This window comes from Algoriphagus aquaeductus, from assembly GCF_003253485.1.
Lineage (GTDB): Bacteria > Bacteroidota > Bacteroidia > Cytophagales > Cyclobacteriaceae > Algoriphagus > Algoriphagus aquaeductus.
The window spans coordinates 206,574-229,796 of record NZ_QKTX01000004.1 but is presented as its reverse complement, the minus strand read 5'-3'; the positions used below and the strand labels follow the sequence as shown (position 1 = coordinate 229,796).

Genomic DNA, 23,223 nt, shown 5'->3' with positions numbered 1-23,223 from the left:
CTATTTTCCCTTTCTCAAACCCCTTAACCCATGCGCTACCTTTTCCTGATCACTTTGCTGTTTTCCTTTTTCTCCTGCCAATCCAAGATCGAATCGGTGGAGGAAGCTACTCCTGAAGTGAAAAAGCCCCGAACCATCGTCACCACCGACGGGGAGATTGATGATGTGGATTCTTTTATTCGGATGCTGCTTTATGCGAATGAATTCCGAATTGAAGGCTTGATCTATTCTTCTTCGATGTGGCATTACAAGGGGGATGGAAAGGGGACGCTTTTTACCTCGGAGATGGAAATGACTAAAACCATGTACGGGGCCAAGACGGACTTGCGCTGGCCGGGAGTAGAGTGGATGAATCCCCTTCTCGATGCTTATGAGGTAGTCTATCCCAAGCTGAGTCAGCATGCAGAGGGTTTTCCTACAGCGGTTTATCTGAGGTCTGTGGTAAGAGTAGGAAATATTGACTTCGAGGGAGAAATGGAAGTGGATACGGAAGGTTCAGACTTTATCAAAGCCAAGTTGCTGGATGAGGATATGGAGCCGATTTATCTCCAGGTTTGGGGTGGAACCAACACCATCGCCCGTGCATTGAAGTCCATCGAAGATCAGTACAAAGGCACAGCAGAGTGGGAAAGCATTTACAAAAAGGTGATCGATAAGGCCATCATTTATGCGATTCTTGACCAAGATGCGACCTATCGGAAGAACATCGCTCCCAACTGGCCGGATTTGAAGATTTACTACAATGCCAGTCAGTTTTGGTGCTTTGCCTATCCTTGGAAGAGAGCAGTGCCTGAATCCCAACAGTACCTTTTCGAAGGGAAGTTTATGGGAGATGAAATCATCAATAACCACGGTCCCCTGCTTAAGCAATACTACAGCTACGGGGATGGTCAGGTGCAGGCAGGGGATGACGAGCATATCCACGGCGATCCCACCAAGTTGGTCAATGCTCAATGGGGAACCTTTGGGGTGTATGACTTTATCTCGGAAGGCGATTCTCCGGCTTACTTGCACCTGATCGATGTTGGTCTGGATAATCTCAATCAGCCGCAATGGGGTGGTTGGGGAGGTCGATTGGTCCAGTCTGCCGAGCAACCCAATCGTTGGGAAGATGGTAAAGCTGTACTGGATTACAATCCGTTTACCGACACCCTTGATGCGACTTATCCCCAAATTCGCTGGATTGAGGCGATTCAGCAGGACTTTGCCGCACGGGCAGATTGGTGTGTGATGGACTATGCCGATGCCAATCATCCTCCGGTGGTGAAGGCAGTGGGCGGAACCCGACTTTCTGCCAAACTCGGAAAAAAACTGAGCTTGGAGGTTCAGACCTCCGATCCGGACGGAGATCAGGTAGAGACAAAGTTTTGGATTTATAAAGAAGTAGGAACCTATACCGGGGAAGTTGAACTAAGCGCCAATGGGAATCAAGTGGAGGTGGGTTTGGATGCCAAGGCTATCGGTCAGCTGCATGTGATTGCTGAGGTCAAAGACAATGGAGTGCATCCGATGACGAGGTATGTGCGATTTGTGATTGAGGTTTAACCGCCAAGACCACAAAGGGTAGATGAGAGGGCTCAAAGGAGGACTTACCGTCTCGCAAAAGGTTCAGAAAGATTAAAACGGTCTCATTGCCAGAACTGAAAACTGCAAGTGCCAACTGATCACTTTTTCTTTGTGTCCTCTCAGTAATCCTTGGAGCTCTTTGTGGTATTAATCCATCATCCCTTTTCCTTCAAAAATCTTCGGGATACATTTTTCGATGCGACTTAATCTTGTAGCGGATTGCTTGGCTCCAGTGAAGTGGATCAAGTAGCCCCGTTGACGTCCGGGAGTAAGTGCAAAAAAAGCCTTTTCCAAGCCTTCGTGTTCTTCAAATTTCTGAATGAGTTCCTCGGGGATTTCCTGGGTAGATGGCTCCGGTTTTTCGAGTTTTTTTCCGGACTTCTCGATTTCGATGGCTTGGGAGATATAGGCTTTGAGTTCTTTTTCCAGTTTTTCTGCCTGATCCAATTCCGTAAATCGGATGATCCTTCCCTCGTGGGAATTAGGGCCTGGCAAGTCTAAAATTCCCTTTGGATCCTGCATCAAACTTCCCTTCAGGAAACTCATGACACAGGAATCATTAAACACACCCAGCATGATTACATTTTTTCCATTCAGCGTGTAGGTTGGTACTCCCCATTTCCGCTCTTCCGTCAGTTCGGTTTCCAGTAATAGTTGCCGCAGAAATTCGAGAATGTCAGTCCAACGATGAACTTTACAGGCGGGCGTTGCTCCTTTTGGGCAGCGCATGCACCCTTCGAGGAGAAATTGGTCGACTTGGGGGTTGGGCTGATGCATAGGGATCTTCATCATTCGATATTCGACATTCGAAATTCAGTGTTCGACCTTCGAAATTTATAAATTTTGAACATCGAATGATAAATTTCGAAATTCGATCTGTTTGAGTCTAGCTTCTTGTCTCTCGTTTCTTGTCTCTAATCTTGATACTTGATACCAGATACTTGCTACTCTCCATTACTCCTCTCGAAACTCCAAAATATCTCCCGGCTGACAGTCCAGCGCCTTGCAAATGGACTCCAGTGTGCTGAAGCGGATGGCTTTGGCCTTGCCGGTTTTCAGGATCGATAAGTTAGAGAGCGTGATGTCCACCTTTTCCGAAAGCTCATTGAGGGACATTTTCCGTTTGGCCATCATCACGTCTAGATTCACGATAATTGCCATGGCTTAGATGGTTAGGGATTGTTCCTCTTTTAGTTTTATTCCTTCAGAAAAGGCCTGGATGATTAACAGCAAAAAAAGTGAAGCGATGACGTAAGCCCAGTTAAAATCCAATGCGGAATTTATATTTAATGGGAATTCACTAAAGCTATTGTTTAATATTTTGAATGTGATCCATTGGATTCCATAGTCCATTAAACTGTATCCAATTCCGAGATAAGAAATCACTCGGATAAATGTGATGTTGCTTTGAATAAAGAAATGTCCTTTTTCACAGTTCTGTAGGAATCTGATGGTTAGAAAAATTGCAGCTAATAAAAATATTGAGGCCAAAAAGAAGTAAAATTTAAAAATTATAATCGCCGCCTTGATACTTGAATAAGGAATTGGAATGTACAAATAGGTATCTGTGTCAGGCATTGTGTAAAGGTTCTCTTGCAGAGGCATTGGGTAATCCTCACTCTTTTTTACATTTTGAACTTGGGCTACATTGGTTAGGAATTTCTTTTGAATTTTCAAGAAATAGCTATCCACCAAAAGCTTTCCGTTTTTGATGCGGAAATAGTACTCCACGTTTAAGTTCATAGGTAGCTCAAATTTTGAGGTTATACTCTTAGAAACTACTCCTGCCAAACTTTCTTTTTCGCCTTCTTGATTATTGAAATCTCTTTCTAGGAAGAAATTACCAAGAAATAAGATTATACAGAGACTTCCTGCAAAACTGATGTAAGAAAACCAGAGTAATAATTTAGTTATTTTCATAAGAATTTATCTTTCGATTTAGTAAGCCTTAGACAGTCAATTCACTTTCATCCTGCAGTTCCAGCCCTTTTTTGAAAATCTGGGCGATCACGAATACTACCGCAGCCATCATCAGAAAGGCTGAATAATCGTCCCAATGAACATAGGCCTTGGCAACCCGAAAGCCCTGTTTGGCCAGTTCATCAGTGACTCCCTGAGCGACTACGCCCAAGATGCCCACCGCAAAAATGTAATAGCTGATCTTGGAAATCAGACGGGACATTTCATGGCTAAAGGGCTTGTGAATATTCAGGTATTGGAAAATCAGGGTGATCAGATAAAAGGTATAAGCCTTTAATCCATTTACTCCAATCGCCAAGCCGAAAAGCAAACCAAAATAAAGTTCACTTTGGGTAAAGAGTTCGGTGAGATCCAAAATGAGGTATTGATTTTCCGGGGGAAAAACCCGGAATTGCATGAAGGCATAGTTGAACATCAAGGCGCCTGTCTGATAGCACAGCGCGATGAAAATGATCCAGGAGATCACATGGAGAAACTTGATGACGAGGTCGGTTTTCGGTGACATGGTGGAGTAAGCTTAGACAGTCAATTCATTTTCTTCCTGAATCTCCACGCCTCGCTTGAAGACCATCCCGATGGCAATCAGTAAGGCAGCCATCAGCAAAAACTCAAAGCCACCACCCAATATTTGCGGGACTCGATCCAATTCATAGCCTCGTACCTGCATCCATTTGAATATACCTGAGGCAATAATGATCCCCGCCCCGATCTCAAGGGCCACGTAGCTGATCGAGGAGATCAACTTAGACACTTCACGGCTGAAAGGCTGGATCAGATTGATCTTCAGAAAAATCCTAATCATCAGGAAAAACAAGTAAGCTTTTTGGCCTGCGATAAAGAGGACGATGGAAAGTACTCCCCCGTAATACCAGATATTTTGCTCACGCAAAGCCGAAAGATTGAGCCCCTCATAGAGATTTTGGGAAACGATGGGATTAAACAGACTGTAGGCAAAGGTGAAAAGCAAGGCTCCTGCCTGAATGCACAGCCCGATAAAGATGGACCAGATGACTACGGTGATGAGCATCAAAGAAGGCTGGTTCACCCACTTTTCTTTCCATTGAGTTTTGATTGAGTTCATAGTGGTATGGATTTGACTTTTCAAAAGTCAGTAAAAATTTATTGAAAAACAATAAATAAGTATTGAAAAAAAATATTTCTGAAAGTAAATTCTCATCCTATCCCTGAAATGGGAAAAAGAGTTTTAGTAAAGTCTTTTATTGGTAATGGAAGAGGTTTTTTATTAATAATATAAAAAGTCTTACATTTGTAATGTAAGATATTGGAAAAAGGAAATGTTAAGACAAGAAGAAATCGCTCTCGTAATAGATTCTCAACAAGAATATTTCCAAGGGAAAGATCAAGGTCTTATTAGGGAATCTCTCTCCAAGATTCCTATCGTGGAGAGTTTTGCTACCATCATTACTGGACTCAGAAGATGTGGCAAGAGCACATTATTGCTTCAGCTGATGAACCAGAAGAATCAAAATGCCATTTACCTGAATTTTGAGGATATACGATTGATAGCGTTTGAGCCGTCAGATTTTCCCCGGCTTTATTCGGAAATCAAACAAAGGGCTGTTCAGGTTATTTTTTTTGATGAAGTTCAGTTGATAGAAAAGTGGGAGATTTTCGTAAATCAGCTCTTGCGTGAAGGCTTTTTTGTATTCGTCACGGGTTCTAATGCCTCATTGCTCAGTGGGGAATTGGGCACTCATTTGACAGGAAGGCATCTGTCTATGGAGTTGTTTCCATTTTCATATCAGGAGTTTATCTCTTTCACCAGCAGTGCTGTTTCTTACGAATCTCTTGAAGCATATTTAAAAATTGGAGGCATTCCAGAGTTTGTGAAAAGTAAAAATGAGTTAATCATTGCTGCTTTGTTGGATGATATCTTGGTAAAGGATATTGCTGTTCGCCATGGGATAAGGGATATAGCTTCACTCAAACAGCTTGCTTTATATTTGCTGAGTAATCTGGGAGTGCCAACCTCTGCCAATAAGTTGGTCGGGATGTTTGGGATCAAATCGGCAGTGACGATTTTGGATTTTTTCTCCTATTTCCAAAATTCTTACCTGATGGATTTTGTGCCTCAATTCAGCTATTCGCTCAAAGCTCAAAATCGCAATCCCAAAAAAGTGTACGCTCTTGATTTGGGATTAGCTACAGCTGTTTCAACTTCATTTTCTGAAAACAATGGAAGGAAGTTGGAAAACTTAATCTATCTACACCTTCGTCGTAAGTATAATTCTATTCATTACTTCATTGAGAAAGGGGAATGCGATTTTGTGGTTTCCGAAAAAGGGAAAATAACTCATGCCATTCAGGTGTGTTACCAGATTTCTGATGAAAATTTTTCGAGAGAATACAAAGGATTGTTACAAGCCCTTGATTTTTTCAATTTGGAAATAGGTTGGATCGTAACGGCTAATCAGCGAGATCGATTTGAAGAAAGTGGTAAGACAGTGGAACTCATTCCCGCATTTGAGTTTATCACGATGGAACTTTAGGGCAGGGTCTCGCCCTATCTAAAAAGCAGAGCCAGAATCCCAACTCTACTTTTATCCAATTCAATCCTTCTGATAAAACACCGCCAAGCCATCTTTCCCAGCCACGGCGATGTCTATTTTCCCATCGCGGTTTAAGTCTCCGGTGGAAAAGTAGAGCCCGGTGCCTTTTCCCTCACCAAACGGGCCATAGCTGATTACATTTTTGGAGAAAGTCTTTCCGTTCCATTTGAAATAGTACAATCCGATATCATCCAATTCGCCCGGGTCTTTTCCATTGTGTGCCCGGTAGCGCTTGCCCGTGATCAGTTCGTTTTGTCCATCTCCGTCCAGATCGATCCATTCCATCACGTGGTATTGGGCGTGGTAGGGATCGATGTCGTGTTTGACAAAGCTGATTTTCCCCTCTGCATCCCGCTTTTGCTCCATCCAAAAGAGTCCGTAGTTATGCCCATTTCCTAGGATCAGGTCATTCATTCCGTCCCCGTTCAAGTCAGTCACGATGATGGGAACACTCACATCTCCGAGTTCAAAGGTCGGGTGAAAAGTCCACTCCCCATACCTCAAATCTGCGGGTGCTTCATACCAGCCATAGCTGCTGACCAAATCCCCCCAACCATCACCATTGATATCACCAAAACCCAGTCCATGGCCTTGGGTTTCGAAGACCTCGTATTTTTCGAATTGGTTTGGACCGACCCATTTGTAAAAGGCTAAGGGTTTTCTCGGGGTATTGGGCACGATCTCCAGAGTGCCATCTCCATCCAAATCCCAAGCACGGACAGTCTCAATGTTTCCTGTTTCGGCGATGAGGTGCTCTTTCCATTCTGAAGCTTTTCCGGGATTTTCTTTCCAGATCAGTTTCCCCTCAAACCAGCCCCCAGTGATGAAGTCCATGTTTCCGTCCCCATTCACATCCATTGGGATGGTCGAAAAATCCTCATAATATTCCCCAAATCGCTTCACTTGACCAATCAGCTGCCGCTCCAGGAATTTTGGACCTTTGTACCAGTAGCTTCCCGATACCAAATCCAGATGCCCATCCTTGTCTACATCCATGATCCCAACAGACTCATAGCTTTCGTAAGCGATTTGCTGCTTTTCGAAACGGAGGTTTTTGGATTGAGCGTATGAAACCGAGGATATGGAGAATATGGCTAGAATTAGAAGGGGTTTCATCATTTACGATTTATGATTTTGGATATACGACCGAAATAGGAACCTCAAATCTGAATTTATAATGGGTTCCTTAAACAAGTATTGGTGGAATGATCTAAAAAACCATGCCACCAATCACTCAATAAAGACGAATATCGAATAACGAACGTCGAACATTCATCGGACATCGGTCATCTGACATCCGACTTCCAACTATTTCTCCATCGGATGCATCTTCAGCAGTTCCATCGGATGCATCTTCAGCAGTTCCGCCGGGTTCCAGAAGCCTTCCTTGTCTTTGACCTCATCCCTTACTTTTTTCACCAGATCCGGTGAAATAGGTGAGGCTTGGTTGCCAAAGGAATTCCTGACATAGGTCAAGACGGCGGCTATTTCGGTATCGTTGAGCATGCCTTCGTAGGGAGTCATCGGAACCTGTCCGGGATATTCTCTTCCGGCAACCTCCATTGGGCCCATAACGCCCTTCAACACAATCTTGATCAAACGCTCAGGACTTCCGGTCACCCAAGGAGTCCCGCGCAGTGGAGGGAATTGGGAAGCAGTCAAGCCACCCCCGTCCATCTGATGACAGGTGCCGCAGAAGCCTTCCCTGGCATAGATTTCTTTACCCAATACAAACAGTTCTCGATCCGAACCCGTCAATGAAGATTTGATATCTTCCTCTTTTTTCTGCTGTACGGACAGCCCATTGATGTGTGCGACGGCAGTTTCCAGGGTTCGAGGAATCCAAATAGCATCCTTAGCCTGCTTATCAGCCTCTGCCAAGATAGGCGTGCCGATTTCTCTAGGCAGCCAAGATGCGGCTGCGATGGCTTCCATACGTACTCTTCCATGTTGATCTTTGGCCGCTGCCATCAGTAATGCTGTTTGATCCTTGACTTGGTGCCCCGTATATCGGACTACCCGAGTGGCAGCTGCCCGCACTCGGTAATCGCTTGATTTCAACAAGTCTTTCAGCAAGGTTTGGTTCACCTTATTGGCACCCCAGGTCACCCAAAGGGCTTCGAGTCGGTGATGCTCGTATCTCGGATCGTTTTTGTCCAGTCCAGCCACCCACTTTTCTACCGCAGTGCTTACCTCGGCAGCATCTCTGCCTCTCAGTTCGCGGCGGGTACGGTATCTGGATCGGTATTCAGGAAGTTTCAAATTCTCCAACAATTCGGGGATGCTGGCTCCGTCGATTTTTGCCGGAGTGACCAAAGGTCGGGAAGGATAGGTCAATCGGTAAATTCGGCCATGCACATGGTCTCTCAGTGGATCGCGGGCATTGTGTTGCATGTGGCCGATCAGGATATTGTGCCAGTCCACGATGTAGAGCGATCCATCCGGAGCGATCTCCATATCTACGGGGCGGAAATTTCGGTCGGAAGAAACGATCAAATCCTGTCTCCATTTGGATGTAAAACCAACCGTATCCTCGATCATACGGTGCTGCTTAGTCCCCAGGAAGCCGATGGTATTGTTGATGATCAAATCTCCCTGGATATCATCCGGGAAATGTCTGCTCGAAATAAATTCCAATCCTGATGTCGGTCTTACCATGTGGTCTTTTTCGATCAGATTCGGTCCTTTGAAGTTGGAATTGCCATAGCGGGGCAACGTAGAACCCGGAAGCATCCAGTTGACATTGGGCCCGGAGGTTTCCGCATAGAAGTTTTGCCCCCAGTCATCAAAAGCGATCCCCCAAGGATTGGGAATACTTACCTGATTGACCCGCTCCAGCTTGTGGCGTTTGGGTTCGTAGCGGTAAAATCCTCCGTTGGTTCCTCTCACCGGACCATAAGAAGTTTCTACGTTGGTATGCAAAAAGACTCCTTCGGCCATATAAATAGCCCCACTTTCATCAGTGGTAAAAGCCGAAATGGCATGGTGGGTGTCATGATCGTCAAACCCGGAAAGGAGGATCGTTTTTTTGTCAGCCTTATCATCTCCATTGGTGTCCTCCAAGAGGATCAGATTAGGGCTTTGGGAGACATAGACGCCTTCAGCACCGATTTCGAACCCAACTGGAAGGTGAAGGTTGTCAGCAAAAGTGGTTTGCTTATCGGCTTTGCCATCACCATCGGTATCTTCGAGAATGATGAGTTTGTCGGAAGGTCTGGGATCACCGGGCTTGTAATGCGGATAGCTTGGCATGGTGGCTACCCAGAGGCGTCCCTTATTATCAAAGGAGAGTTGAACCGGATTAGCCAGGTCGGGAAATTCCTTTTCGGAAGCAAAAAGCTCCAATTTATATCCTTCAGGTACTTTGATAGTTTTTAAGGCCTCCTCTCCGTATTTGTATTCCAGGCTTCCGTTTGCTTGAGGGTTGTAGTTCGTTTTTACCTCAGGCAATGATCTTGTCTTGGCATCTGCAGCGGTTAGATCTTTTACTTTTCCAAGGTTGGCTTCCCAGATGGCCGTATCCCGGATAGCAGTCATCTGACGAATTTTCTCAATCTCAAAAGGGTAATTATCGGGTCCAAATGGGTCATATCGCCGTCCGTACACGTGGACTCCATTGGGGATTTTATAGTCATTGTGCCAAAGCCAGTTTTTCTCCATTACGGCCTGATGAATCAGCTCACGGTTTGCTTCGGCTTTTCGTTCGGACTTACCAAAAAGCTTGTCAGCCAAGAGTTCGGCAAGTTTGGCGTAGCCCGCTTCATTCAGCTGTGTGCCATCAATCGTCAGCGGTTCCTCCCTGCCTGAATACCATTTTTGGCTCGGTTCAAAAGCATTGACAAAAACCAACTCATGCTTTTTGGCCACTTCAGCCATAGCTTCGGTGTAGAGTTTCAGGATTTCGTTTTCCTTTTTTCCATCCGGTACGTCTTTGACTGCGCTCAGATCTTCGAAAGCAATCGGGGAAACCAAAGCCAATTGTGGGGCAGATTTGCCATTGTACTGTTGGGCTTTGGAGTGAATGACCCAAGCTTCGAGCTCTTCTTTGAAGTTTTGAAGTTTATCTTTTCCCTGAAAGGATTCATTGAATCCAAAAAATCCCACCACGATGTCTGCCTTGAGCCGTGTCAGCCATTGGTCGGGCTTTTCCAAAAAGCCTTGGGAATCGGAATAGGTGGCATATTCGTCTTGAAAATCTTCTGCACCCGGAAATGCCCAAGGATCCTTGGATGCTGATCGGGGGCGGAAGCCAGGTGTATCTCCGGGATCACAAAGATTCCGGATAAACAGCGTGCTGTCCGGATATCGGAGATGTATTTCGGTTTCGAATAGGCCAAACTCCATCATACGGGAACCCAGGTTGTTTCCGACAAGAGCGATGCTGGCATTTTTCTGTAGGTCTAAGGTTTTTTCAGGGGTGCATCCCAAGGAAAGGAATAGAAAAAGGACAATAATAAATTGCCATTTTGCCTTTAGGATATGTTTCATAGTGAAAGGTTACAATCAGCAATAATAATAGATACTTTGAGAGCAATATTCAATGATTTGGATTAATTCTTATTTGATTATTTAAGAATTGAAAACAAATCATTTGTATGCTAAATAAGAGCAAGAAGTGTCCTGCTCTATCCTGAATATATTTTGATATTATCCAAATGGCCTTTTGGATTTTGTTATTCCATATTTGCCTCCGATAAGTGGTAGTGTCCTGTAGTGTCCTGCTTATTATGTCTTGATTTTCTGTGTTTTATGCAGGATTCGACAGGATAGAGTATGGGTGGGGAATAAAGAAATTGAGTCGGTAATTGTTCAATACTTTAAACCCACCTATATGAATAACCACTATCTATCTAAGGTAAAAATCCGGCTTGTCGGGTTTTTATTATTTATGTTTTGCACAAGCTTGCTGAGTTTTGGACAGGCCCAAACAGTAACAGGGGTAGTCACCTCCGAGGGAGAGCCTGTTCCTGGTGCTCTTGTGCTTATCAAAGGCACCCAAAAAGGTACTGTGACTGACATCGATGGTACTTTCTCCATCGATGCTACTGCGGGAAATGTCCTGGTAGTAAGTTTTGTAGGCTACACCACTAAAGAAGTTCCAGTAGTAGGGGGGCAGACTACCTACAACATCTCTCTATCGCTTTCTACTTCTGATCTTTCTGAAGTAGTGGTAGTGGGCTATGGTAGTCAAATCAAAAAAGAAGTAACCGGGGCGATCCAGTCCATTGGCGGGGCACAGCTTCGAGATATGCCTGTCTCCACGATCGCCCAAAAACTCCAGGGAAGACTAGCCGGGGTTCAAATCAACCAAACAACCGGACAGCCCGGGCGTGGCATGCAGGTGAGAATCAGAGGGCAACTTTCTGTTTCAGGTGGTAGCGAGCCGCTTTATGTGGTGGATGGTTTCCCGATCACGGGGGACATCAACTCCATCAACCCGGACGAAATCGACGATATTTCTGTCTTGAAGGATGCGGCATCCACTTCATTGTATGGCTCAAGAGCAGCCAATGGGGTAGTATTGATCACTACCAAAAAGGGAAAAGCCGGGCAAACCAACGTAAACCTGAACGTATTTACCGGTTTCCAAAAAGTACCGATGAGAGGACGTCTTGAAATGATGAATGCAGAAGAATTTGCACAGTTCAAGAAGGAATATTATGAAGATGCGGGGCAGACCGTGCCACAAGTTTTCAGTGATCCGTCGATCTACCGAGGACAAAATAACGATTGGTATGATGCTTTGCTTCAGACCGCTCCGATTTCAAGCTACAATCTGACTTTGACCTCAAATAAGGAGCGGGTAAATACTTCCGCTGTTGTGGGTGTTTTTGATCAAAAAGGAGTTGTCGTTAATACTGATTTCAAAAGGTTTTCCTTGAGATTAAATACGGATTATCAGCTTTCTGATAAAGTGAACATTGGGGTCAATGTGGCACCAAACTATGTGTTTGACAATACGCCTAGATCTGATGGTGACCGTGGAACAGGTATTATTTTCAATGCGCTGCACACTTGGCCTGTGATGCCCATCCGAGATGAGAATGGAGAATTGACTTTGTTTAATCGTTTTCCTGCAGAGACAGGAAATATCTTCGCCTATCCAAACTGGGTAAGATCAGCTCAAGAACTTACCAACGAAACCACCAGATTAAATCTTTTGACCACTTCCTATGTGGAATGGAAGCCAATTAAGAATTTGTCATTTCGGTCCACATTCAATGTGGAGTTGAATAACTCAAGGTTCTTCTTCTCCAATCCTTCGACGGCCACCTCTGCGATAAACGTGGCTATTCCAACAGTAGCTTCTTCTATCCGGGAGACTAATAACAACATGTCTTGGCTAAATGAAAATATCGCTACCTACAGGAACACAATAGGTGATCATAATTTTGAAATGTTGGCAGGTTTCTCCAATCAGCGATTCAGACTTGATATATACCGAGTTCAGTCTGATACCTATGCAGATGATCGTATCTTAACCACCCAAGCGGCGGTGAATATTAATCGAGGGGGCACATTCAATAACGTGCAGGAGTGGAGCCTTACTTCGGTATTCTCCAGATTTACATACAGCTACAAAGGTAAATACCTCTTTACCGCATCAGCCAGAGGAGATGGTTCGTCCCGTTTTGGTTCAAACAATCGTTGGGGTATTTTCCCCTCCACCTCAGTAGGTTGGGTATTGTCTGATGAGGAGTTTTTGAAAGGCAATAGCACCATTTCATTTGCAAAAATCAGATCCAGCTACGGAATCACCGGTAACAACAACATCGGTAACTATACTCAATATGCCTTGGTCAACAATACCGTAAACGTGGCATTTGGGAACACCCTGACCCCTGGAGCCGCGGTTACCTCCTTGGATAATCCAAACTTGGGTTGGGAAACTACGGCACAGATGGACGTAGGTTTTGACCTTGGATTCTTAGATGATCGAATTTCTTTTGGCTATGACTATTTCGTCAAAAACACCACCAACCTCCTATACGCAGTTCAGATCCCACAGGAGTCAGGCTTCACCAATTTCAATGACAATATCGGTGAGATCAAATTTTGGGGTCATGAATTCCAAATCAATGCAGTTCCTACCACCGGTGCCTTCCGTTGGACGGTCAATGCCAACCTTTCTTTCAACCGAAATAGAGTTCTGGAATTAGCAGATGGGATTGATCGAGTGTATGGCTCCTTCCACATTACTCAGGTGGGAAAGCCTTTCGCACAGTTTTATGGGCTTAAAAAACTTGGAAATTACGCGAATGCAGAGGATTTGGCCAATTCCCCAAAAATTCCCGGAAGATCTACTGTCGGCAGTATTAAGCTGGAAGATTTTAACGGAGATGGTGTGATCACTTTCGGTGGAGATCGTGATGACCGTCAAATCATCGGTAATCCTTTCCCTGATTTCACCTATGGTATCACCAATAATTTCAACTGGAAAAATTGGGATATGAGTATTGTGGGCTCTGGTTCGCATGGACAGGACCTTTACATGAGACATTTATATTCTTTGGCTAACCTTGACGGGGTATTCAATATGGTCAGAAAAGCAAAGGACCGGTTTAGATCTCCTGATAATCCGGGGGAAGGAATTTTCGGAACCACTGTAGGTGGAGGGAACGTAACCGGTATCGAGCGTGACTGGCCCAACAGTAACTTCGTTTGGGATGCATCCTTCTTTACCATAAGAAACATCACCTTAGGATACACTTTTACCAAACTTCCTAAAGCGATTCGTTCGGCGCGTTTGTATGCATCTGCTCAGAACGTGCTCGTTTTCACCAACTATTGGGGAGGGCAAAATCCAGAGGTGAGTATGCAGGGTAATGGTCAGGGAGACGGAGGAAATCTAAGTCCTGGAGTTGATTTGGGTCCTTATCCGGTGCCACGCACCATCACTTTTGGAGCTAACATCAATTTCTAATCGACCAATCTTGTTGTTGATTACTTCCTAAACTGAACTAAAAATGAAAAAATATAGCATCCTACTTCTTGTCCTGCTGATGACCTTCACCAGTTGTGACGATTTCCTGACGATTGTACCCGAGACTCAGCTGAGTTCGGCAACTTTCTTCAAAACAGAAAATGATTTTGTCCAGGCTGTCAATGGGGCATATGCTCCTTTGCGAGCCTATTACAATGGGCCAGCTTGGCTTTTGGGAGAGCTGCATTCGGATAATACCTTCTACATGCGAAATGTCCTTTTTGGCGCGGTTGAAAACGCTGAAAATTTGGCTGATTTCTCAGTTCCGGTGAGCAATGGGACCACACCAAATACCAACGTGCTTGGCGCTTGGAGAGGGCTCTATCTGATCATTGCCAGAGCCAATCAGGTTTTGGCACCCATCGATGCGGTGAATTTTAATCAGGATTCCAAGAATAATGTAAAGGGTCAAGCCCTGTTCCTTCGGGCCTTTGCTTACTTCCATTTGGTTAGATATTTTGGAAAAGTTCCTTTGCACCTTACCCCAGTTCCGGGTAGAGAAGGGGCGGCTCTTCCTTTGTCAGAGGAAGCTGCGGTTTTTGATCAGATTATCAAAGACTTGACAGATGCCATTCCTTTGCTTCCTCAGAAGTCTGCTCAGCTTCCAGGAAGAGTCACCCAAGGAGCCGCTAGAACCTTGCTCGGAGATGTATTTATCTATCGGAAAAGATGGGCTGATGCCGAGCAAGTATTAGCCCCGGTAGTTTCCTCTGGGCAATATTCGCTGATGTCTTCCTACGCCATGGCTTTTCCAAAAAATACCACCAATAAGAATAATGCAGAGTCGGTATTTGAAATTCAGTTTCGAGAAGGACCGGATGGTCTTCAGGGCAATTTCTTATATCAGCATTTGCCTTATCCTCTGACAGTGGCCGAGGTGAGGTCCTTATTTAATACATCCAATCCTCAGCCTCTCGATGGTCAGGGAAATAATATTCCTACGCCGGATATCATTGCCGCTTATGAACCCGGGGATTTGAGAAAAGATGCTTCGATCATGTTTATCACGGTCTCAGGCAGACCAGGCCCGAACAAGACTACTCCGATCATTAAGAAGTTCCAGGATAATCATGCCCAGCACAATAATCATGGTGTCAACTGGCCAGTCTATCGGTATGCGGAGGTTTTACTCCTTTTGGCAGAGGCACAAAATGAACAGGGAAAAACCGGTGAAGCTTTGGGGCTTTTGAACCAGGTAAGATCCCGTGCGGGATTGGCTGCCTCTACAGCAGCTGGCCAAACCCAAGTGAGAGAAGCCATTTTCAAAGAAAGACGGGTAGAACTTGCTTTTGAAAATAAAAGGTGGTTTGATATCATCAGAACTGACCGTATCCAGGAAATCATCGTCCCTTACGGACAAAGAATTGTGGCGAATCCACTCGATTACTATTTCCCTCCAATCCCAGGTGCAGTACCAAGAAACAACGTGTTTACAAACTTGGATAAGTTTTATCCATATCCTGCAGCTGAATCTGATTTGAGTCCGTTTTTCTAAGTTGGTTTTCTAAATTCAAATAGCCCGGCATCTGCTTTTCCCCGAAAAGCCCCTGATGCTGGGTTATTTTTTACCATTGGTGGAAAAAGTAGCGCTACCCCGAAATAGCAGGACAGTTAATTTCTTGACAAAAAGTAAATAGCCTTCGTGAGTGGCTTTTGATCCCTCAAAATATTTCCCAATTTGAATCCGATGCAATAGAATTACTCGAAAAGCTTTAAATCCAAAATAATATGTTCCTCAAAAGCACTTTAAAAAATCTCCTTTTTCTCGGAGCAGCTGCGTTGCTTGTTTTCGCCTGCGGCAAAAAGGAAGAAGGCCGGCAGCTTACCGGAAACCCCAAAATTGACAAACTCAAGCTTCCCGATGGCTTTGTCGCAGAATTGCTTTACAGCCCTGGAGAAAATGACCAAGGATCCTGGGTAGCCATGACCTTTGATGACAAAGGCCGAATGATCACCTCGGATCAATATGGATTTTTGTACCGATTGGAATTGCCTCCGATCGGCTCTGATTCCACCGTGAAGCCCAAAGTGGAAAAACTCATCGTAGGTAATGTTCCTGATTCACTCGTTGGGATGGGCTATGCCCAAGGCTTGCTTTATGCATTCAATTCCCTGTATGTGATGGTCAATCACAATCCCAATGCACGGTTTAGCCAGCCAACCGGCTTGTATAGAATCCAGGATCTGGACGGGGATGATCAGTTTGAAAGCATTACTCAGATTCGTGAACTCAAAGGGCAGCAGGGCGAGCATGGACCACACTCCATGAAAGTGACTCCAGACGGAAAAGGCATCTACCTGATCGCGGGCAACCACGTGGATGTGCCGGAAATGAACCATTATCGACTTCCAAAAGTATGGCAAGAGGATAATCTCTTTCCGCTGATCAAAGATCCAAGAGGTCATGCCAATGATCGGATGGCACCGGGGGGGTGGATAGCACGAATCGATCCGGAAGGAAAAGAGTGGGAATTGATCTCAGCAGGTTTCCGAAATGCGTTTGACTTCGATTACAATGAAGTGGGGGATATTTTCGCCTATGATGCCGATATGGAATGGGACTTCGGGATGCCTTGGTATCGCCCAACCCGTATCAATCACGCTACCAGCGGATCGGAATTTGGCTGGAGAACAGGCAATTCCAAGTGGGCACCCAACTATCCGGACAATTTGCCCGCGGTACTCAATATCGGCCAAGGTTCTCCGACCAACGCCATGTTTGCTTTCAATGCCAATTTCCCAAGCAAATACAAAAAAGCGCTCTACGCATTTGACTGGAGTTTTGGGATTATTTATGCCATTCACCTGACTCCAAACGGTGCTACATATGATGCCACCGCGGAAGAGTTTATTTCCGGCTCACCACTTCCCCTGACGGACGGAATCATCGGGCCTGACGGTGCCATGTATTTTGCTACCGGTGGACGTAGATTGGAGTCTGATCTCTATAGAGTTTATTACAAAGGCGAATTGGATACCCATGTGCCTTTGACAGAGGCCGATCTTCCTCAGGAAGCCAAACTAAGAAGAGAGCTTGAGCAATATCACAAAGCAGGAGCGCCCGCAGATGGCTTGGAGAAAGCTTGGGCCCAGCTGGGGCATGCGGATCGTTATGTGCAATATGCCGCACGAATCGTATTGGAGCATCAGCCCGTGGCAACTTGGAAAGACAAGGCTATTGCTGAGGCAGATCCTGCAAAAAAGATTCACGCTATTTTGGCTTTGGCACATCATGCCACGGATGCTGATGCCGCAGCTATGCTCAACAGTTTGATGCAAATCGATTATAAGGCGCTTTCTGCCAAAGACAAGCAGGATTTGCTACGAACCATGGAGGTGATTTTGTATCGCTATGATAAGGGTGCGGAGCCGGTTAAGCAGCAATTGATTGCCTATTTGGATCCAAATTATCCGGCTAATGACAACATGCTGGATCGCTCGCTTTCGATTTTGATGGTTCATTTGGATGCGCCAAGTGCGGTTGAGAAAACTTTGGCCCTTCTAAAAAATGCCAAAGATGATCCTGATTACCAGAAGACCTTTACTTCTTCTTCAGATTTGATTTTCAGAAATCCACAATACGGATTGGACATCGCCAATATGCTGGCCAATGTACCCCCTGCACAGGCGACTTTCTATGCTACCGTGTTGGGTGGAGCGGACAAAGGCTGGACTGCGGCTCAGCGTGAGGAATACTTCAAATGGATCAATCATGCGCTCACCGCCTACAAAGGAGGAAGAAGCTATGTGGGCTTCCTGGATCGTGCCCGAAAAATGGCTTTAGCATCTGTAGACAAAGCCGATTTCGAGAAATATGATGAAATGTCCGGTGGTAAATTGCTTACTGCCAGTGGGAATGATATTGCAAATACCGGAGTGCAGCCAGAAGGTCCAGGCCGTCGCTGGACTGTAGAAGAAGCGGAACCTTTGATGGCCAATTTGGTTGGTCGTGATTTGGTAAAAGGTAAGGCCATGTATGCCGCGGTCCTTTGTCAGTCCTGCCATACCATGCAGGGTGAAGGCGGCGCTATCGGTCCGGATTTGACCCAATTGGGCACCCGATTCTCTCCAAAAGACATCTTGGTGGCTACGATCAATCCAAGCGAAACCATCTCGGATCAGTATCATGCTACGGTTTTGGAGCTTAAAGCCGGAGGCTCCATTGTCGGTAAAATCAATGATGAAGATGCGCAGAACTACTACATCTCTCAGAATCCTTTTGCGCCAAATGATATCAAAACAGTGCCTAAAAACACCGTGGTACTGAAGAAAAATGCGGATGTATCCATCATGATGCCTGGTTTGATTAATCGACTGAATGAGGAAGAACTCAAAGACCTGATGGCTTACTTGATCTCCGGTGGAAATCCAGATCATGCGGTTTACAAACAACCTACTGCACAAAAATGATTGGGCTCTTTTCAAATAAAACCTGGGTAACCGTAGCTGCTTTGGCTACGGTTGCCTGGGTCAACTGGACTTGTCAGACTCCGACAGAAAAGGTTGAGGAAAATTCGGGCCTCCAAGCCGATTTTAAATCAATTTTCGACGGAAAAAGTCTGGAAGGCTGGGAGTACGATCCTGTCTATTGGTCGGTAAAAGACGGAGCGATGGTGGGAGAAATTACACCTGAGACGGTCTTAAAAAACAATACCTTCATCATCTGGAAAGGTGGAGAACTCGGAGATTTTGAACTGAAAGTGGATTATTGGATATCCGAAGCTGGAAATTCAGGGGTTCAGTACCGCAGTGACCGATTTACGGAGGTTCCTTATGCCCTTCGTGGCTATCAGGCAGACATTGATGGGGGAAATCGCTATACCGGGCAGAATTATGAAGAGCGAAAGCGCACTACATTGGCTTATCGAGGACAGAAAACAAAAATTACTTCGCAGCCTGATTCGATTTCTGAAGTTCGTGGATTTGTGGAACGAAATGCCTGGAAAGGGCTGAACCTCGTGGAGGAACTTGGAGATCGTGCAGAGTTGGGAAATCTGATCAAAAAAGGGGATTGGAATACCATCCACATTGTGGCTAAAGGAAATGTCATGAAGCATTATGTCAACGGTACCCTGATGAGCGAAGTCCATGACGAAGACTCCAAAAACCGGATGCTGAAAGGCTTGATGGGATTCCAAGTGCACGTTGGGCCTCCGATGAAAGTCATGTTTAAAAACATTCAACTCAAGAAATTATAGTAATTGGGTAAAAAGGAATAAAGACGCCGATTCAGTTTGGCGTCTTTTCTTTTTTAGGGCACTTTTTTCTTCTCTTTTTTACCAATGGCAAAATTCTGTTTCCCCTTTTCTTTAATTTAAACCCAAGCTTTGTCGGAGCACCCACATAGGGCAGGATAGTCTCCGAATGGCTTTTTTATAGGTTACCCATTCTTTGATCAACCCCAAATGACCCTAGCAAATCCTTCAAACTGGAAACATAAACTCTCCAATTCCCATCAACTCGGCGGAATCGAAACCTCCATCGTGGATAATGGTCCCGGTCGGGGAGTTCGCATCGCTTGGGTCAATACAGGAACTGGTCTCCGCTACAAACTGGTGCTGGACAGAGGCATGGATATTTTGGATGCCTTCTTTAATGAAAGCAGCCTGGCTTGGATTTCTCATGCTGGTCTTACCGCTCCACAGCCTTTTTCCAATCAGGGAATTGACTGGCTGAGAACCTTTGGCGGAGGGCTCCTGACGACCTGTGGGCTTTCCAATGCAGGTCCGCCAAATACTGATGCAAGTGGTTCCAGAGGGCTGCATGGCAACTTTTCCAATACTCCAGCGGAACTGATCTCGATCAAGCAGCCTGATATTTTTACAGGAGATCTAAGCTTTGAGATTGTGGCTAAAGTAAGAGAAACCACTACGTTTGGACCAAGCTTAGAGATGCTCAGATTCATTTCGGGTACCATCGGTTCGCCCGAGATCCGAATCAAAGACACCGTGACAAACTGTGGAAATGCCCCCGCACCTCACATGATCCTGTATCATATCAATTGTGGCTGGCCTTTGATCGATGACGGAACGAGGATTGTTTGGAAGGGTGATAAAAAGCCAAAGCCAACTGACGCCAACAATACCGAGTTCAATCAGGAATATGAGTTTACCCGATGCGCACCTCCAATGGATGAGCATGCCGGTTTTGGAGAGGATGTGGCTTTTATCGATCCAAAAGCCGATGCGAATAATCAAGTGGTTTGTGGCTATGCCAATGACCAACTTGGACTGGCGCTCAAGATTACCTTTTCCAAAACCCAAATGCCTTGGCTGATCAACTGGCAGCATTGGGGGAAAAATGAATACGTGACGGCTCTTGAACCGGCCACACATCCGCCGATTGGTCAGGCAGCAGCAAGGGAAAATGGAACCCTAATCCTTTTGGAACCCGGAGAAAGCAGAACCTACGATTTGCTTTTGGAAGTGCTGACAGGAGAAAAAGCGAAGGGATTTACGCCCCGATAGCTATCGGGGGAGATTTACGATTTACGACCTCTTCCTAGAATGGAAACCTTGAACCAAGAACTTCGAACTTCGAACTTTGAACTTTCTGAACATCGAATGTAAAACGCTGAATAATGAACACTGAACAATAAAAAATAACTCAATAACCCAATAACCTATACCATGAGTTTAGCAAAAAAGGCCCTGGAACAGGGCGAAGGTATTTTAAGATTGACCCCAACTTGGGTTCCACGCTCATTCTGTGTGCCCGGAAGACGGATCAAGCTTCATCCCGATGATTACTATTCCTTTGGGGGTATGCGTGGAGGAATCGACGAGCGTTGGTTCTCGTCTACTACTCCGGCTGAAAACGGCCCTTTGACTTCCAAAAACGAAGGATTGAGCCATATTGCCTATCAGGATGGAAGCAAAACGGAGCTTTTCCTGCTAAAGGACGCCATCGATGAGTTAGGCGCCTCCATTATCGGGAGCAGACTTTGGGATCAGTACAAGTCCTGGCCGATGTATTCCAAGTTTTTTGACAACATGGGCCCATTGCCTCACCACATTCACCCATCGGATGAATTTGGCAAGTTGACCAACCAAAACGGAAAACCAGAGGCCTACTATTTTCCTCCTCAAGTGAATAATCATGGAGGAGACTTTCCTTACACCTTCTTTGGAATCGCTCCAGGCACCAGCAAGGATACGATCCTGGATTGTCTTAAAAACTTCACCAAAGGCGATAACAAAATCACCAATTACTCCCAAGCCTTCCGACTTCAGCCGGGTACAGGTTGGGATGTGCCTCCGGGAATGCTTCATGCTCCGGGATCGCTTTGTACTTACGAGCCTCAAAAGGCCTCTGATATTTTCGCGATGTATCAGTCATTGGTCAACGAAGCGATTATCCCGGAAGAATTGCTTTGGAATGCCACACCAAAAAACCGCTGGGGTGACTATGAATTGCTGGTAGAAATGATCGATTGGGATCTGAATGTGAATCCGAACTTAATGGATAATCACTACATGGAGCCAAAACCAGTCCATGCTGTCGCAGAAATGAATGCTGCCGGCTATCATGAAAACTGGATTTGCTACCGTTCACATGACTACAGCGCCAAGGAGCTGACTGTATTTCCTGGTCAAACCCTGGTCATCAAAGATGCGGCTGCTTATGGCATGATCATGATGCAGGGCTATGGCAAAATGGGCGTGTGGGATATCGAGACCCCTGCTTTGATCCGCTTTGGTCAATTGACTCATGACGAATATTTTGTGTCTGAAGATGCTGCCAAAGCCGGTGTGAAGATCACCAATCTGTCCAAAACTGACCCGATTGTGATGCTGAAGCACTTCGGTCCGAGAAATCCGGATTTGGTGGTTGGATGAGAAGAAGAATATAAGACATAAGACATAAGACGTAAGACACAAGACGCTAGACCTAAGATTTAGATAGAATGGTTCATTTTGTGATGCTTCGGTCTTCCATCTTCTGTCTCCCTTCTTAAAATCATCGGTCTCCGACAACGGACATCGGACAAACTTTAACTCAACTAATCAACAATAAACTCAACATAACCATGAACAATTTCCCGAAACTCCACAATGCCACTTGGCCTGGCTTAGTAGGAAAAGGGCCGGATTCTGAGCCGGTCATTCCTTTTGATACGCTTCTTTCCATGACTGCCGCTGCCGAAGTCAACGGAGTCAAATTTGATGGAATCGATGTAGGTTTACTTGAGCCACACTTCAATCTGGATGATCCGGACGAGCCCAAAAGACTTGCCGATAAAGTTGCCAAGCACAATTTGAAAGTAGGGTCTCTGGTGGCTCCAATCTGGGCAGGTTCGGCTATGGGTACAGCCGATCAGCGCAAGACCTTTGTCGAGATGGTTCGCAAATCCTGCGAATTCGGACAAAAACTGAAGGAATTGGGTGTGCGGGACTACGGGATAGTTCGAATCGATTCCGCTGCCGGAGTATCCGACTGGGCCAAAGATCCTTTGGCAAACTCCAAGCTGATTGCCCGGACTTTCCAGGAAGCTGCTGATGTGGCTGCAGGATTTGGTGAAAGACTTGCCGCCGAAGGAGAAATCTGCTGGGGTGGGATGCACAGCTGGAAGCACATGGTGGAGCTTTTGGAAATGACTGACCGGAAAAATGTGGGTTTCCAGGCAGATATGTCCCATACCTTCCTTTACACCATGGGCTACAATGCTCCCGAGCATCGTATTCTTCCTGCAGATGCAGATTTGAAAGATCGTGAAGTGATCAAAGCTGCCCTAAAAACGGTAACCGACGCCCTTCGGCCTTGGACGATCGATTTCCATGTGGCTCAGAATGATGGTTCTGTTTTTGGTTCAGGTTCACACGATAAGACCGGCCGTCACTGCCAAGCAACCGATCCAAATGGATTATTGGATATCGCCCATGATGCAGGCTACTGGCTGAGAGATGGTGATGGCAACCTGACCAAAGCTATGACTCACATCTGCTGGGATGGCTGTATGTTCCCCAATGCGGTGATGGAAAAGCAACAAACTTGGAATGACATCCTCGCCGCCATGGTCAAGGTGCGGGAAGCACATGGATGGTAAGGCTGATATACGAGTTACGAAGTAAGATTTACGGGCTTCAGGAAAGTGTTGAGGTTTGTTTTGGAGATCGACGTTTT

General features: G+C 45.5%; 16 protein-coding genes. 9 read left to right on the top strand and 7 right to left on the bottom strand.

Translation table 11 applies throughout. The features are described 5' to 3' along the window. Window positions 1-30 precede the first annotated feature (30 nt). Entirely contained in the window at window positions 31-1,545 is a 1,515-nt protein-coding gene (locus tag CLV31_RS07310) for a DUF1593 domain-containing protein (protein WP_111392221.1), read from the top strand. 168 nt (window positions 1,546-1,713) lie between these two features. On the opposite strand, the gene CLV31_RS07305 is transcribed toward CLV31_RS07310, so the two are convergent. The 5 genes from CLV31_RS07305 to CLV31_RS07285 all read right to left on the bottom strand — a co-directional run bounded on the left by CLV31_RS07305 (window position 1,714) and on the right by CLV31_RS07285 (window position 4,627). Further along, complete coding sequence (locus CLV31_RS07305) at window positions 1,714-2,358, bottom strand: YdeI/OmpD-associated family protein (protein ID WP_317048778.1); 645 nt, start codon at window positions 2,356-2,358, stop codon at window positions 1,714-1,716. Between the two features lie 162 nt (window positions 2,359-2,520). Then, complete coding sequence (locus CLV31_RS07300) at window positions 2,521-2,727, bottom strand: helix-turn-helix domain-containing protein (protein WP_111392220.1); 207 nt, start codon at window positions 2,725-2,727, stop codon at window positions 2,521-2,523. Window positions 2,728-2,730: 3 nt separating this feature from the next. Next, window positions 2,731-3,486: a DUF2975 domain-containing protein gene (locus tag CLV31_RS07295; protein ID WP_111392219.1), complete on the bottom strand. Its 756-nt coding sequence runs from the start codon at window positions 3,484-3,486 to the stop codon at window positions 2,731-2,733. A 28-nt stretch (window positions 3,487-3,514) separates the two neighbouring features. Next, entirely contained in the window at window positions 3,515-4,051 is a 537-nt protein-coding gene (locus tag CLV31_RS07290; protein ID WP_111392218.1) for a DUF2975 domain-containing protein, read from the bottom strand. 12 nt (window positions 4,052-4,063) lie between these two features. Further along, window positions 4,064-4,627, bottom strand: a complete 564-nt coding sequence (locus CLV31_RS07285; protein ID WP_111392217.1) for a DUF2975 domain-containing protein — start codon at window positions 4,625-4,627, stop codon at window positions 4,064-4,066. Between the two features lie 214 nt (window positions 4,628-4,841). Here CLV31_RS07285 and CLV31_RS07280 point away from each other — a divergent pair, with 214 nt between their 5' ends. Then, complete coding sequence (locus tag CLV31_RS07280; RefSeq protein ID WP_111392216.1) at window positions 4,842-6,056, top strand: ATP-binding protein; 1,215 nt, start codon at window positions 4,842-4,844, stop codon at window positions 6,054-6,056. A gap of 60 nt (window positions 6,057-6,116) precedes the next feature. Here CLV31_RS07280 and CLV31_RS07275 read toward each other — a convergent pair whose 3' ends face one another. Both CLV31_RS07275 and CLV31_RS07270 read right to left on the bottom strand, forming a co-directional pair. Then, entirely contained in the window at window positions 6,117-7,235 is a 1,119-nt protein-coding gene (locus tag CLV31_RS07275) for an FG-GAP repeat domain-containing protein (protein WP_317048777.1), read from the bottom strand. Window positions 7,236-7,424: 189 nt separating this feature from the next. Continuing rightward, window positions 7,425-10,604: a PVC-type heme-binding CxxCH protein gene (locus CLV31_RS07270; protein ID WP_111392214.1), complete on the bottom strand. Its 3,180-nt coding sequence runs from the start codon at window positions 10,602-10,604 to the stop codon at window positions 7,425-7,427. A 400-nt stretch (window positions 10,605-11,004) separates the two neighbouring features. On the opposite strand from CLV31_RS07270, the gene CLV31_RS07265 reads away from it, so the two are divergent. The 7 genes from CLV31_RS07265 (at window position 11,005) to CLV31_RS07235 (ending at window position 23,146) form a co-directional block, all read left to right on the top strand. Then, complete coding sequence (locus tag CLV31_RS07265) at window positions 11,005-14,040, top strand: SusC/RagA family TonB-linked outer membrane protein (protein ID WP_245943356.1); 3,036 nt, start codon at window positions 11,005-11,007, stop codon at window positions 14,038-14,040. A gap of 43 nt (window positions 14,041-14,083) precedes the next feature. Continuing rightward, window positions 14,084-15,595, top strand: coding sequence for a RagB/SusD family nutrient uptake outer membrane protein (locus tag CLV31_RS07260; RefSeq protein WP_111392212.1), 1,512 nt, complete (start codon window positions 14,084-14,086; stop codon window positions 15,593-15,595). A 233-nt stretch (window positions 15,596-15,828) separates the two neighbouring features. After that, window positions 15,829-18,510, top strand: a complete 2,682-nt coding sequence (locus tag CLV31_RS07255) for a c-type cytochrome (protein WP_111392211.1) — start codon at window positions 15,829-15,831, stop codon at window positions 18,508-18,510. Continuing rightward, window positions 18,507-19,298 (top strand): 3-keto-disaccharide hydrolase, encoded by a 792-nt coding sequence (locus CLV31_RS07250; protein ID WP_111392210.1) that lies wholly within the window; start codon window positions 18,507-18,509, stop codon window positions 19,296-19,298. Before CLV31_RS07255 ends, CLV31_RS07250 begins: the two co-directional genes overlap by 4 nt. Window positions 19,299-19,505: 207 nt before the next feature. Beyond that, a complete protein-coding gene (locus CLV31_RS07245) occupies window positions 19,506-20,567 on the top strand; it encodes an aldose 1-epimerase family protein (protein ID WP_111392209.1) in 1,062 nt (353 codons plus the stop codon). Window positions 20,568-20,729: 162 nt separating this feature from the next. After that, window positions 20,730-21,938 (top strand): cupin domain-containing protein, encoded by a 1,209-nt coding sequence (locus CLV31_RS07240; RefSeq protein WP_111392208.1) that lies wholly within the window; start codon window positions 20,730-20,732, stop codon window positions 21,936-21,938. A gap of 185 nt (window positions 21,939-22,123) precedes the next feature. Further along, window positions 22,124-23,146: a sugar phosphate isomerase/epimerase family protein gene (locus tag CLV31_RS07235; RefSeq protein WP_111392207.1), complete on the top strand. Its 1,023-nt coding sequence runs from the start codon at window positions 22,124-22,126 to the stop codon at window positions 23,144-23,146. Window positions 23,147-23,223 lie beyond the last annotated feature (77 nt).

What these genes read in the sequence shown, in the direction of transcription:
- CLV31_RS07310 (WP_111392221.1), top strand. Translation starts at nt 31, where the DNA reads ATGCGCTACCTTTTCCTGATCACTTTGCTGTTTTCCTTTTTCTCCTGC.
- CLV31_RS07305 (WP_317048778.1), bottom strand. Translation starts at nt 2,358, where the DNA reads ATGATGAAGATCCCTATGCATCAGCCCAACCCCCAAGTCGACCAATTT.
- CLV31_RS07300 (WP_111392220.1), bottom strand. Translation starts at nt 2,727, where the DNA reads ATGGCAATTATCGTGAATCTAGACGTGATGATGGCCAAACGGAAAATG.
- CLV31_RS07295 (WP_111392219.1), bottom strand. Translation starts at nt 3,486, where the DNA reads ATGAAAATAACTAAATTATTACTCTGGTTTTCTTACATCAGTTTTGCA.
- CLV31_RS07290 (WP_111392218.1), bottom strand. Translation starts at nt 4,051, where the DNA reads ATGTCACCGAAAACCGACCTCGTCATCAAGTTTCTCCATGTGATCTCC.
- CLV31_RS07285 (WP_111392217.1), bottom strand. Translation starts at nt 4,627, where the DNA reads ATGAACTCAATCAAAACTCAATGGAAAGAAAAGTGGGTGAACCAGCCT.
- CLV31_RS07280 (WP_111392216.1), top strand. Translation starts at nt 4,842, where the DNA reads ATGTTAAGACAAGAAGAAATCGCTCTCGTAATAGATTCTCAACAAGAA.
- CLV31_RS07275 (WP_317048777.1), bottom strand. Translation starts at nt 7,235, where the DNA reads ATGATGAAACCCCTTCTAATTCTAGCCATATTCTCCATATCCTCGGTT.
- CLV31_RS07270 (WP_111392214.1), bottom strand. Translation starts at nt 10,604, where the DNA reads ATGAAACATATCCTAAAGGCAAAATGGCAATTTATTATTGTCCTTTTT.
- CLV31_RS07265 (WP_245943356.1), top strand. Translation starts at nt 11,005, where the DNA reads ATGTTTTGCACAAGCTTGCTGAGTTTTGGACAGGCCCAAACAGTAACA.
- CLV31_RS07260 (WP_111392212.1), top strand. Translation starts at nt 14,084, where the DNA reads ATGAAAAAATATAGCATCCTACTTCTTGTCCTGCTGATGACCTTCACC.
- CLV31_RS07255 (WP_111392211.1), top strand. Translation starts at nt 15,829, where the DNA reads ATGTTCCTCAAAAGCACTTTAAAAAATCTCCTTTTTCTCGGAGCAGCT.
- CLV31_RS07250 (WP_111392210.1), top strand. Translation starts at nt 18,507, where the DNA reads ATGATTGGGCTCTTTTCAAATAAAACCTGGGTAACCGTAGCTGCTTTG.
- CLV31_RS07245 (WP_111392209.1), top strand. Translation starts at nt 19,506, where the DNA reads ATGACCCTAGCAAATCCTTCAAACTGGAAACATAAACTCTCCAATTCC.
- CLV31_RS07240 (WP_111392208.1), top strand. Translation starts at nt 20,730, where the DNA reads ATGAGTTTAGCAAAAAAGGCCCTGGAACAGGGCGAAGGTATTTTAAGA.